Source organism: Solibacillus sp. FSL R7-0682 (genome assembly GCF_038005985.1).
Classification (GTDB): Bacteria; Bacillota; Bacilli; order Bacillales_A; family Planococcaceae; genus Solibacillus.
The window spans coordinates 596304-608526 of sequence record NZ_JBBOUI010000001.1 but is presented as its reverse complement, the minus strand read 5'-3'; the positions used below and the strand labels follow the sequence as shown (position 1 = coordinate 608526).

The following is a 12223-nucleotide window of genomic DNA, read 5'->3' as shown; positions in this document are numbered from 1 at the left end:
TATGTATTTCGTTCTCATTTTAACATAGTAAAGCGTGGATTTTTCATCCCATTTTGATTTTTCTAAATTTTTGTATTAAAAAGAGCTTCCTAGGAAACTTAGCTAGATTTTCTATTCTATCAAAGTCTCCCTAAAGCCCTTATTTTATTACTGCTTATTCCGTAATTGTTGCATTAAATTTTGAATGCGCTGTTTTTGTTCAATTGTTTCTTCTTCAAGAACTTCAATGTGGTACGTGATGCCATCGTCTTGAATTCGTACGATGTCTCCTTCTTTAACTGTTACCAAAATTTCTGAGCGTTCGATTAAAAGCTGTTCCGTTTCTTCTGGGCGCTTTAAAAAAATCGCATAATCTCCTTCAAATCGGTCTAATGTGTAGTTATGGGATTTCACTTACAACTTCTCCTTTCGCATTTCGTAATTGAGCGGCATCTCCCGAATTTAACCAAATTTGTTTTTTTGTCCATAGTAATGAATCGTTACCTTCTTTTGCATCTGATCCGCTTGTTACATAAATTGTTTTTCCTACGGCTAATTGTATGTTCGGGAATTTGTATACTTGATTTCCTTCTACGGAAACTAGCTGCCAACCTTGCAGATTGATTGTTTCCTTACTATTATTTTGAATCGCTACGATTTCTGCTTGTAAGTCCTTACTAATCAGCTCTACTTTCCCGGTAGTTGGTAATGTAATCGAACTTGTCGCACCAATACCAGTCCATTGTGGGCTGTTCACTTCATAGGTATCACCATCTGTAGTTACAACAATTGTACCTGCCTCTGCTGTACTAAATATATCACTATCTACTTGCTTTAATACATCGATTACTTCCGCATGAGGATGCCCATATTTATTATCTTGCCCATAGCTTAAAATTGTTGCTAGTGGTCTAACTTCTTTGACGAATTGTAATGAGCTACTTGTATTTGAACCATGATGCCCAGCTTTTAAAATCGTCGCCTCTACATCTATACCCTTTGCGAGCATTTGTTTTTCCATTGATTGGTCAGCATCTCCCATTAATAAAAACGAAATATCACCATAAGCAAGCCGCAGCACAATGGAGGCGTTATTATTGTCTGTTGCATGCTCATCAGCACTTAATACATCCACACTTAAAGATGAATCAAGTGCAATTTGATCACCAACTTTAGGTACTGTAAAAGGTATATTTTTATTATTAATTAAACGAAGCATCTCTTCATAGGTTTGTGATGTATGTACTTTTCCCGAATCAATAAATTCTTTAACAGAAATCGAATTTAATACAGATATTAACCCACCTATATGATCGGCATCTGGGTGGGTTGCCACAACATAATCTAATTTTGTAACACGTTGTTCTCTTAAATATTGGACAATTGTTTCCCCTGCACCTTTTACACCACCATCAACAAGCATTGTCTTACCATTTGGGGCTTGAATAAATATTGAATCCCCTTGTCCAACATCAATAAAATGAACCGACATCTCCTCACCGGTAATAGGGCTTTGTTTTGTTGTATTTTCTGATACCTCTGAACAGCCCGCTAAAATCATTAGCACCGCTATTAATATAAATAATAATTTTTTCATTGCTACAAATCCTTTTCTTTTTCTATTTCGTAGTTTACATATTCACTAATTAAAAAGGTGACTGACTCAAAAATAAAACTTCATCATTTTGACTTAGGTCAAAATGATGAAGTTTTGTATTTCACAAATTGATTTTGGTTCCAATCTTGAAATCATTATTTATATAGCTCGTCTAAAATCGCTATTTTTTTCTCGATGGCGTCCTCGAATGTCATAATGTATGCTGCTGGATCTTTTGGGTTGTGGAATTGAGTAATCTTCCCTGTTTCGGGATGTACAAATTTTGAAGAGGCACCACAGCCAATTCCCAAAATTGTTTGCACCTCTTCCATAATAACAATATTGTAGATCGACTCTTCACTCGGCTTACAATATCCTACATTTTCTAAGTTACCTAAAATATTTTTTTGTCTGTATAAATAATATGGTACATAGCCATTTTCAGCTGTCCATTTTGTCGCCATCTGCATCATCTGGGCTACAGTATCTCGGTCTGCTACTTTATATTTATCTTTATTGCGTGTCATTTCTGACGCACGTTTAAAGCTTAATGTATGCACTGTTAAACTTTCAGGCTGCATTTTCGCAGATTCTTCTAATGAATGCTGGAATTCTTCAATGCCTTCGTTTGGTAAGCCAATAATTAAATCCATATTAATATTGTTCATGCCTAAATTACGAGATAGCCAGAACTTTTCAATAGTTTCGTCAACCGTATGATGGCGCCCAATCGCTTTTAATGTTTCTTGTGTATAGCTTTGTGGATTCACTGAAATTCGGTCAATGCCCCATTTTTTCAACACGTCAATTTTTTCTGGCGTAATCGTATCTGGACGACCGGCTTCTACCGTAATTTCTCGGATTGACTCTGGATTTGGGAATGCATCAAACATTGTTTTATATAATGCGTCCATTTCATCCGCTTCAATCGAAGTTGGTGTACCTCCACCCCAGTAAATAGAAGTAATACGCATATTTTTTTCCGTCAGCCATTTACCCATTTCACGAAGCTCAATGTGTAGCCCGTCAATAAATTTTTCAACGCGACCTGCTTTACGATTAGACTGAATCGCATAAGCTGGGAACGTACAATATGCACACATTGTCGGACAGAACGGCACGCCAATATAGATTGAAATTTCACGGCCAAGCGCATCTAAATCTGGGATAATTGTCAATTGACGCTCCACAATAGCTTTCATTAATGCAATCTTTTGATTAGAAATACGGTAATCTGACTTTAGTATAGCCGCGATTTCTTCATCATTCATTCCGGCTTTACGGTATTTATGATAAAGCTTTGTTGGACGTACTCCTGTTAAAATTCCCCATTGCTGAGTCATGCCAGAGTATTGCTCTAAAACATCTAGCATCACATGGGATAACGCACGCTTCATGCGAATACTCTGCTCTTTCTCTGTACCTTCATTCGTATACCCAATCGAATAATTACTCGTATAAGTTTGTCCATCAACGATTAATGTGGCAGCAGTTGAAATCGTATAGTTTGCATCAATTGCATGTTTAAACTGAATCGTCATATCCGATCCATCTTGTTCAATTTGAATAACCGAATCCTCATAAAATAGATTCGCAATATGGTTTAATACACGTGTCCAATCTTCTTTAAATTGTTCATTTATATGAATTGTTTTCATTATAATTCTCTACTTTCATTTTATATAACAAAATCCATCTCATTGTAACAAAAAATGTGATGGAATAAACGGATGATGCTTAGCTCATTTTATCCTATTAATAAACTCGTTAAAATAGATAATTTTAGATTAACCACTATTCATTATACTCCATAAATAGAACGGGTAGTTATTAGTAGTTTACACTGTGGCAATGTTATTTATCTAACATTTTTGAAAATTTTTGGATATTTTTGTTAGACTATAATGACTGAATATTTTATAATTTTAATAAATAGTCTTTATGGAGGTGAAAATATGAATATTTTAGAGGGCAAACCATCATTTCGTTTTAAAAACATTATCAATCAACTTTCTGTCGGTATCGATACATTTGATTTAAATCGCTGTGATGAACGTACATTTTATATAACTATTATAGTGGGACATGCCAATCATTCTACTTGCTGTGATTTAATTTTTTTAATCGACCGTGATGAGCTTTTTGGAGCAATTTCGTTAAATAACCTTTACGATAATATCCAACAGTTCTTTTCACGACACTTTAATTACCATTTACTTTATACAGATGAGATGCAGCTTGCACATATTGCAACGAAAAATCATAAATTTTTAGAGAGTATACGACTATACACCCAAAAGTACCCAAAAAATCAAATGAAATTATCCATTTAAAAAGGTCCACACAATTGTGTGAACCTAAGGATTTTAAAGGCCATCGTACAAGGATTGAATTGGTTGCGTTATAAGACGGTTTACCTCTTCAATTACTGAGCTTAATGCCATTTCCGCTTCAAGCATTGCTAATATTTTTACGTCTTGCTGTGCTAATTGAGCCGTTTTTTGTAGAAAAACATATTCCTCTTCTGTAATTTCCTCGCCTCCAGCTTGTTTTTGCTGAAGTTTCATTTGTACATCACGGAAGTTTGTGAATAATGCTTTCGATTGCTCGTCTGCACGAACGTCTTCTACTGCCTTTTGTAAATTAACAAACTCCTCTGTTTGACGGAATGTTGCTTGAAGCTTATTAATATCATCATAAATGTTAATCATCTTTAGCCTACTCTCTTTATTTAATTCGTCATGAAGACGATAACCGCTTGGATAATCCCAACAAGACCTCCAATAATACCACCTAGCCACGTAATTAACTTCAACTCTTTACTAATGATTCCTAATACAAGTTCCTCTAGCTTGGCAATCGGGAAGGAATCAACTTGCTCGCGTACAACTTCCGCTAAGTTAAGACGCTTTAAAACATCCTCAATCTTTTCTTCAGCTGCTATGAACAGTTTATTCACAACTTTAGGTAACATTTCATCTGTAGCCCATTGTTTTCCATTTGGCCAATAATCATTAATTGTTTTATCTAAACGAGCCTCTATTTTTAATTCACGCTTCGCATAGCTTTTGATACTATCCTCAATCGTATCAAAGTTTATATCATTCATAAAGTCCATTGCAGGGCGATTTTTTATTTTCTCCCATTCAGTGCTAAAAATGCGATTTAATAATGCCGCTGTCCCTGGTGCTTGTAAGAACTTTACTAATTCACGTTGTACTTTTTCTACAAGCGTTGAAGAGTCACCTAAAAACATTTGAATCATCCCACCTAATGACCCCTTCGATGATAAAAAATCATCCAACATGTTTTTAATTGTCATTGAACCTTCAGGAGATAAAAAGTAATCTTCGCCCTTTTGTAAAATTTGCTCGACGGCCTCTTCTATTTTCCGATCCAATACTGGCTCGATGTCTGATGGTAGCATTTCTCGAATGGTCTTCGTCGATAATGTATTTTTTACAGATTCAAATTGAGAAGCAATGATGCCATCTACTTTATTTTCTACCATCATTGGTACATTATTAAATCCAGTTAGCTTAATCCAATCGTGGATTGTTTTATCCTCTGTAAACACTTCTTGCGTCGCTTTTTGCCGAACAAAAGATAAAATATTGGCGCGTATATCTTCTGATAAAAACTTCTTTTTAATCGTTTCTGGAGTTAATAAATAGTCCGATACAGTTTTTCCTAGCTGAATCGCTAAATCTTCACGACGTTTTGGGATAAGTCCCGGTGTTAGTGGTAAACGCCATTTTTTAAAGTAAATAGGTTTATATGGTCGGAACAACATCTTGATTGCCATGTAGTTTGTTGCTGCACCAACAACTGCTCCGACAACACCTAATAAAAATAGTAATGAAAGAAATTCTCCCATTTATCTCACTCTTCCTTATTAATTTCTTCTAGTGAAGTTAATACTTAATTCCCTAAACTAGAGCATCTAATTTCTATTATTTCGAATTTCCAATAAAAATTGCAACAATGTACTACTTTCCTGTACGATAAAATAGGGAGGGAAGTTTCATGATTCAACATTTTAGCTATAAACCATTATTTGAAAATAGCCAAATTCCTGGCTGGTCAATTACTTTCTTTTATGAGCAACAACGTTATACGGCAGAATATTATAAAGACGGTAGTATACAATTTATCGGCCCAACACCTGGGCACGAACAGCTAGCCAATGTAGAAAAAATGATCCATGAATTAATGTTATTCCATGTTTATGAGTAAAAAAAGAAGTATAAAACAATCTAAATAACTTAAAAATAGTAAAAGAGCACCTCAAAAGGAGATGCTCTTTTTATGCGCGTTCGAGTTAATCATAAACTAACCCTAATATTGGTAAGTAGTTTGAATGCTGGCGATTTTTTTTATAACCCTTTTCCAATGGCTAATTTATCATTATCTACCATTTTACAGTATCATAATCATTCTAATAATTCAATATTTCAAAAATTTAATTAGCTTCTCTATTTTTATTAATAGTTTTCGTCGGTTACTACATTCATTATAAGGTTTAACCAATTAGGCATTAGCTAGCCACCAACCTCCAACTATATTTTTTATACTTATATTGGAATTTTGATTGTTCATATACGTTACTATAGGATAAAAGTATTTACACCTTTATAAAAAATATAAGATTTACAACTTATTGTAGATAAATATGAAGCTAGTAAACATTTTTTTCCTCTTTTTTCAAATTCATAATTTGTATTTTTTTTTAAAATAATTTATCATTGTGGTATTAAATTTTTTTTAGGAGGTGTACTCTTTATTAGCCACGCCCATTTGCGCCGCTAATAGAGAATATATTTGGACGTAGACATAGTTGAGCTAACCATTAGGTTGACAGCATTTGCTGTCCTAATTGCCGCTACGGCATTTTTCGTTGCAACTGAGTTTGCAATAGTTAAAGTAAGAACAACAAGAATTGACCAGCTCGTTGCTGATGGTAATAAACAGGCAATACGCGCTAAAAAAGTAATTTCAAATTTAGACGAGTATTTATCAGCTTGTCAACTTGGTATTACTATTACTGCTTTAGGACTTGGGTGGCTTGGAGAACCAACCTTTGAAATTGTTCTTCACCCATTATTCGAGTTCTTTGGCTTAAGTGGTAGTATTACTTCTGTTCTTTCATTTATTGTTGCCTTCTCACTCGTAACGTTTTTACACGTTGTCGTAGGGGAATTAGCCCCAAAAACTCTTGCTATTCAAAAAGCAGAATCTGTTACATTAAAATTATCTGGCGTGTTAATTCTTTTCCATAACATTATGTACCCGTTTATCCGCGCTTTAAACGGATCAGCACGTGCATTGACTGGATTATTTGGCTTAAAAATGATTTCTGAAAATGAAGCAGCACACTCTGAGGAAGAGCTTCGTATGATATTATCAGATAGCTACAAAGGTGGAGAAATCAATCATTCTGAATACGAATACGTAAACAGTATCTTTGAGTTTTCTGAGCGTATTGCGAAGGAGATTATGGTACCTCGAACTGAAATTATTAGTATCGAAAAAGACCAAACAATTCGAGAAGTATTTGAATTTATGGGCATCGAGCAATATACACGTTATCCGGTTACAGATGGTGATAAAGACCATGTCATCGGTTTAATCAACATGAAGCATTTATTAACTGCTTACATTAAGGATCCTTCAAACGGAGACAAAAAAGTAGAAGAATATATGCAGCCTGTAATCCGTGTGATTGAAACAATACAAATTAGTGATTTATTATTAAAAATTCAAAATGAACGTATTCATATGGCGATTTTAATGGATGAATACGGCGGTACTTCTGGTTTAGTAACAATAGAGGATATTATTGAAGAAATTATCGGCGACATTCAGGATGAATTCGATGAAGATGAAGTTCCTGAAGTTCAAGAAATCGCAAAAGACCATTACATCCTAGATTCTAAAATGCTTTTACAAGAAGTAAATGATATTTTAGGAATCGATATTGAAGATGATGATATCGATACAATTGGTGGGTGGTTCATGACGCAGCGTTTTGACGTTGAACAAGGTGATACGATTGAAGAACAGGGCTATCAATTTAAAGTGACAGAATTAGATGGACATCATATCCTATATTTAGAAGTGACAAAGCTTCTTGAAACAGATAAAATTGAAGAACAACTAGACTAATATGTATTCGACACTCCTTTTCATTTAAAGGGGTGTCGTTTTGTGTTGAAAAGAAGTTTTGCTAGGAGGAAACATTGTGGAGCTATATACAAACTTACGCGCAGGAGAAAAGGGCGCATGGCTTTCAATCGGTACGTATATTTTATTAAGCGCGGTAAAACTTATTGTCGGTTATTTCGGGGCATCGGCAGCTCTTATGGCAGACGGTTTAAATAATACGACCGATATTATTGCCTCTATCGCTGTACTTATTGGATTAAAAATTTCTCAGAAGCCACCAGATTCAAATCATCAATACGGTCATTTACGTGCTGAAACAATTGCATCGTTAATTGCAGCTTTTATTATGATGATGGTGGGATTACAAGTATTAACAAGTACGATTCAAAATTTAGGGAACGAGTCGCACGAGGTGCCATCAATTTTAACCGCAGTTGTTGCATTAATTTGCGCCGTCGTGATGTACTTTGTTTACCGATATAATTTAGCTCTTTCTAAAAAAATTAAAAGCTCTGCCGTTAAAGCAGCTGCATATGATAACCGCTCAGACGCACTTGTAAGTTTAGGTGCGGCAATTGGGATTTTAGGAGCCATTTTCGGGATGCCCATCATTGATAAAATTACGGCAATCATTGTTGGTGTAATTATTATAAAAACAGCCATTGAAATCTTTTGGGAAGCAGTTCAAACTCTTACCGATGCCTTTGATATAGAAGAGGCTGAAACACTAAGTAAACTCATTGAAAATGTAGATGAAGTTGTATCTCTTGTTGATTTAAAAGGTCGATCCCATGGAAATATGAGCTTAATTGATGTAACCGTAACAGTGAATCCTTTATTAAATGTTCGTGAAAGTCATGAAATTACAGAAAAAATAGAGCATACAGTAAAATGCCTCAACCCTTATTGTATGGTGCTAGTCCATATTGAGCCTCATGAATTACCTCATGCCACAGAAGAAGATTATCACTTCTAGCAACAAATAAGCCACGCATTTTACTTGAAAAATGCGTGGCTATATTTAATATCCACTACCTTCTGTCAAATTATGCTTCACTGCATAAAGAGCGGCTTGTGTACGGTCCTGTACTTGCAACTTTGTAAAGATATTAGATATATGTGTTTTAACTGTCTTTTCTGTCACATAAAGTGATGACGCAATTTCTCGGTTGCTCTTTCCTTTTGTAAGCTCAGCTAATACATCTTGCTCTCGTGGTGTTAAAGGATTTATAATGTGTGGTTTACTTTCTTCTTCACGCAAGCCTTCTTCAAGCTGTGTAGTTGCTTCTGGATGCAACGTATTTTCTCCGCGCATTATTTGACGAATGGATTCCACTAAATCGTCTGGTTCAATATCTTTTAACTGATATCCCGATGCACCGGCTTCCATTGCAGGAAGGACATGGTCTTTGTCTGAAAAGCTTGTCAGCATTAATACTTTAGTATTTGGCCAGTTCTTTTTAATTTTTTTTGTCGCCTGAATTCCATCCATTTCTGGCATAACTAAATCCATTAATACAATATGTGGCTCTAATAGCTTTACTAGCTCAACAGCTTCTAAACCATTTTTTGCTTCCCCAACAACTTCAATATCCTTTTGGGTTTTCAAAAAAAACAATAAGCCCCTTCGAACAACGTGATGGTCATCTGCAATTAATACTTTGATCATGGCGCTCCCTCCCTAATACGGCAAACGAATTAATAATTCCGTTCCTTTTCCTATTTCACTTACCCAATCTGCTGTCCCACCGACTGCATGTGCACGGTCCTTAATGGATTGAATACCAAACGATGGAATGTCACTATGTGCCTCAATTTTAAAGCCACGCCCTGCGTCCTTCACAACGAGTAGAACATCTGTTGAAGTTACTGTCACATATAACTGTGCAGATGTAACACCCGCATGACGTCGTACATTATTTAAAGCTTCCTGTGCGATTCGGAATAATGTCTCCTCTACCCTTGATGGAAATTGAATGACACCAGAAACATTTACGGTTAACTTCAAATTCAGCATTTCAGCGTAGACCTTTATTGCCTCAATTAAACCACTTTCTAATCCTTTTGGTCGCAACTGCCAAATTAATGCACGCATTTCAGTTAAAGCTTCTTGTGTAAGCTGTTGAATGTCCTTAAAAGTTTCTTTGATTTCTTCCTGGTCGCTCATTTCTATACCAGCTCTTGCTGTTAATGTTACAGAAAACAACAGTTGGTTGACAGAATCATGTAAATCCCTAGCGAGCCGATTTCTTTCCTGTACTAGTGCAATTTCTTGTTGCTCATTTGTTAAATAAATTCGTTTGATCGCTGAGCCCATTTGAAATGCTACCGATTCTAATAAATCAAGCTCTTCATCTGTAAAACGCACCGTATTTTTTGACGCTACATTTAATAAACCAAATCGCTCTTGCCCCGATTGCAGTGGGACAGTTGCATGGTGCGTAATGGAATTATGATCGCCTATATTCGCTTCAATCGCACTTTCAATTCGTTGGCACTCTATTATATTAGATGCTTTTTCGAGCTCGTTGTTACGAAAACGTGACACGCACCAACAACCGCCGCGCTTCAAATGCTGACAATTATTATAAGCAAGTGCCTCCGGTAAATTTTGTTTGACGACGAGTTCAGATTTCCCCTTTTCATCAATGAAAAAAATCCATCCTGTTTCAAACTTCGTTCCACTTAGAAATTTTGATAATGCCTCGTTTAGCATTGGCACCATTTCGGTTTCTTCGTTCAATAATTCAGCTATTTCTTTTAATATTGCAATATTTGAATGGTCAGTTGTCATAAGTTCAGTCGTCCTTTTCATTCTTTCCTTTATCATACCATTAGCCTAATTAAGTGCGCATCGCTTTCCATCTCATACTTTTGAATGAAAAAATCCTGCTACTTATGAGGTAGCAGGTTGTCTTTCTTATTTCAAATAATCTACGCGATATACATCATGTCGACGGTCTTTCAAATGCTTCACTGTACCATCTTGACGTTGGCGTCGTAAAATTTCTAAATCAACATCACCGATGAGAACCATTTCTAAGTTGGGACTGGTCTCTCCGACAATACCGTCTCGTGCAAATTCAAAATCACTTGGAGCAAAGATACCCGATTGAGCATATTGAATGTCCATATTTTCAGTTTCTGGCAGGTTACCCACTGTTCCTGAAATGACTGTATAAATTTGGTTTTCTACAGCACGTGCCTGCGCACAATAGCGAACCCTTAAATAACCTTGACGATCTTCTGTACAGAACGGGGTAAAAATAATGTTAGCCCCCATATCTGTCGCAATACGAGCAAGCTCTGGAAACTCAATATCATAGCAAATTTGAATAGCAATTTTCCCACAATCGGTATCAAACACTTCTACTTTGTCGCCACTACTAATGCCCCACCATTTCCGTTCGTTCGGTGTAATATGCACTTTATACTGCTTTTCAATCGTGCCATCACGTCTAAATAAATACGCAATATTGTAAATTTCCTCGTCTTCTTCCTCAACGAAATGCGATCCACCAATAATATTAACGTTATAGCGCACCGCTAAACTTGTAAATAATTCAATATACTGTGGTGTATATTCTGTTAACTTACGCACGGCCTGAGATGGGGACTTTTCATTTAAAAAACTCATTAGTTGCGTTGTAAAAATTTCTGGAAACACGACGAAATCCGATCCCGCATCTGATCCAACATCCACAAAGTATTCACATTGCTTTGCAAAATCATCAAAGGAATCAATCGCGCGCATCATATATTGTACGACACAAATTCGCACGGGATAACTCGTTTTAAAATGACGCTTAGAGTTTGGACGATAATCTACATTATGCCATTCCATTAATGTCGCATATTTCCCTGATGCAACATCATCATTTAAATAATTTGGATTAATGCGCATCAATATAAAGCCGTTCATCATTTGGAATGTTAACACTGGATCGTATATTTTATGGCGACTTACTGCATCAACATATTCACGTGGACTCATTTCACTAGAATGTACATGGAAATTTGGTATACGCCCTCCAATAATAATGGATTTTAAATTGAGTGAACGAGCTAAATCTTTCCGCGCTTCATAAAGTCTTTGCCCTACCTTCATACGGCGATATTCAGGGTGTACCATCACTTCAATGCCGTATAAATTATAGCCTTCTGGATCATGGTTTGTAATAAAACCATTATCGGTAATATCGTTCCACGTATGGCGATCATCATATTCATCAAAGTTTATTCGTAAACTTGAACATGATCCGATTACTTTCCCATCAAGTTCTGCTACAATTTGTCCTTCCGGAAAAATCGATAAATGACTATATAAATGAGCCCTTTCCCAAGGCTCCATTCCTGGAAATGATATACGCTGAATTTCTAATATTGAATCTATGTCCTCAGTCGTCATATTCCGAATAATCATTGGTTTTTCAAATTTTGAAATGTCTAAAGCATCTGTCATAAAAAAGCTCCCCCTTTACC

General features: G+C 35.8%; 12 protein-coding genes. 4 read left to right on the top strand and 8 right to left on the bottom strand.

The window, feature by feature from the left end:
- Positions 1 to 147: 147 nt before the first annotated feature.
- The 3 genes from MKZ17_RS03145 to MKZ17_RS03135 all read right to left on the bottom strand — a co-directional run bounded on the left by MKZ17_RS03145 (position 148) and on the right by MKZ17_RS03135 (position 3234).
- Entirely contained in the window at positions 148 to 393 is a 246-nt protein-coding gene (locus tag MKZ17_RS03145) for a DUF3006 domain-containing protein (protein ID WP_340722343.1), read from the bottom strand.
- Complete coding sequence (locus tag MKZ17_RS03140) at positions 380 to 1576, bottom strand: MBL fold metallo-hydrolase (protein WP_340722342.1); 1197 nt, start codon at positions 1574 to 1576, stop codon at positions 380 to 382. The genes MKZ17_RS03145 and MKZ17_RS03140 overlap by 14 nt, the downstream gene beginning before the upstream one ends.
- Before the next feature lie 155 nt (positions 1577 to 1731).
- Positions 1732 to 3234 (bottom strand): coproporphyrinogen III oxidase, encoded by a 1503-nt coding sequence (locus MKZ17_RS03135; protein ID WP_340722341.1) that lies wholly within the window; start codon positions 3232 to 3234, stop codon positions 1732 to 1734.
- 297 nt (positions 3235 to 3531) lie between these two features.
- On the opposite strand from MKZ17_RS03135, the gene MKZ17_RS03130 reads away from it, so the two are divergent.
- Positions 3532 to 3909, top strand: coding sequence for a hypothetical protein (locus tag MKZ17_RS03130; RefSeq protein ID WP_340722340.1), 378 nt, complete (start codon positions 3532 to 3534; stop codon positions 3907 to 3909).
- A 33-nt stretch (positions 3910 to 3942) separates the two neighbouring features.
- On the opposite strand, the gene MKZ17_RS03125 is transcribed toward MKZ17_RS03130, so the two are convergent.
- Positions 3943 to 4287 carry a YlbF family regulator gene (locus tag MKZ17_RS03125; protein WP_340722339.1) on the bottom strand — a complete coding sequence of 115 codons (345 nt, stop codon included), beginning with the start codon at positions 4285 to 4287 and terminating at the stop codon, positions 3943 to 3945.
- 20 nt (positions 4288 to 4307) lie between these two features.
- A complete protein-coding gene (locus tag MKZ17_RS03120; RefSeq protein ID WP_340722338.1) occupies positions 4308 to 5453 on the bottom strand; it encodes a DUF445 domain-containing protein in 1146 nt (381 codons plus the stop codon).
- A 149-nt stretch (positions 5454 to 5602) separates the two neighbouring features.
- Here MKZ17_RS03120 and MKZ17_RS03115 point away from each other — a divergent pair, with 149 nt between their 5' ends.
- The 3 genes from MKZ17_RS03115 to MKZ17_RS03105 all read left to right on the top strand — a co-directional run bounded on the left by MKZ17_RS03115 (position 5603) and on the right by MKZ17_RS03105 (position 8717).
- Positions 5603 to 5812: a YheE family protein gene (locus MKZ17_RS03115; RefSeq protein ID WP_340722337.1), complete on the top strand. Its 210-nt coding sequence runs from the start codon at positions 5603 to 5605 to the stop codon at positions 5810 to 5812.
- 618 nt (positions 5813 to 6430) lie between these two features.
- The gene (locus MKZ17_RS03110; RefSeq protein WP_340725492.1) at positions 6431 to 7741 is read left to right on the top strand and encodes a hemolysin family protein; all 1311 of its coding nucleotides are present in this window, start codon (positions 6431 to 6433) and stop codon (positions 7739 to 7741) included.
- Positions 7742 to 7817: 76 nt separating this feature from the next.
- On the top strand, positions 7818 to 8717 hold the full coding sequence (locus MKZ17_RS03105; RefSeq protein WP_340722336.1) for a cation diffusion facilitator family transporter: 900 nt from the start codon (positions 7818 to 7820) through the stop codon (positions 8715 to 8717).
- A gap of 45 nt (positions 8718 to 8762) precedes the next feature.
- Here the strand turns inward: MKZ17_RS03105 and MKZ17_RS03100 are convergent, their stop codons facing one another.
- The 3 genes from MKZ17_RS03100 to MKZ17_RS03090 form a co-directional block, all read right to left on the bottom strand.
- Positions 8763 to 9410, bottom strand: a complete 648-nt coding sequence (locus MKZ17_RS03100) for a response regulator transcription factor (protein ID WP_340722335.1) — start codon at positions 9408 to 9410, stop codon at positions 8763 to 8765.
- A 12-nt stretch (positions 9411 to 9422) separates the two neighbouring features.
- On the bottom strand, positions 9423 to 10535 hold the full coding sequence (locus MKZ17_RS03095; protein WP_340722334.1) for a GAF domain-containing sensor histidine kinase: 1113 nt from the start codon (positions 10533 to 10535) through the stop codon (positions 9423 to 9425).
- A 126-nt stretch (positions 10536 to 10661) separates the two neighbouring features.
- The gene (locus tag MKZ17_RS03090; protein ID WP_340722333.1) at positions 10662 to 12203 is read right to left on the bottom strand and encodes a bifunctional GNAT family N-acetyltransferase/carbon-nitrogen hydrolase family protein; all 1542 of its coding nucleotides are present in this window, start codon (positions 12201 to 12203) and stop codon (positions 10662 to 10664) included.
- Positions 12204 to 12223: the final 20 nt, after the last annotated feature.

Coding starts and splice junctions, on each gene's coding strand:
- MKZ17_RS03140 (WP_340722342.1), bottom strand. CDS start 1,576: ATGAAAAAATTATTATTTATATTAATAGCGGTGCTAATGATTTTAGCG.
- MKZ17_RS03135 (WP_340722341.1), bottom strand. CDS start 3,234: ATGAAAACAATTCATATAAATGAACAATTTAAAGAAGATTGGACACGT.
- MKZ17_RS03130 (WP_340722340.1), top strand. CDS start 3,532: ATGAATATTTTAGAGGGCAAACCATCATTTCGTTTTAAAAACATTATC.
- MKZ17_RS03125 (WP_340722339.1), bottom strand. CDS start 4,287: ATGATTAACATTTATGATGATATTAATAAGCTTCAAGCAACATTCCGT.
- MKZ17_RS03120 (WP_340722338.1), bottom strand. CDS start 5,453: ATGGGAGAATTTCTTTCATTACTATTTTTATTAGGTGTTGTCGGAGCA.
- MKZ17_RS03115 (WP_340722337.1), top strand. CDS start 5,603: ATGATTCAACATTTTAGCTATAAACCATTATTTGAAAATAGCCAAATT.
- MKZ17_RS03100 (WP_340722335.1), bottom strand. CDS start 9,410: ATGATCAAAGTATTAATTGCAGATGACCATCACGTTGTTCGAAGGGGC.
- MKZ17_RS03095 (WP_340722334.1), bottom strand. CDS start 10,535: ATGACAACTGACCATTCAAATATTGCAATATTAAAAGAAATAGCTGAA.
- MKZ17_RS03090 (WP_340722333.1), bottom strand. CDS start 12,203: ATGACAGATGCTTTAGACATTTCAAAATTTGAAAAACCAATGATTATT.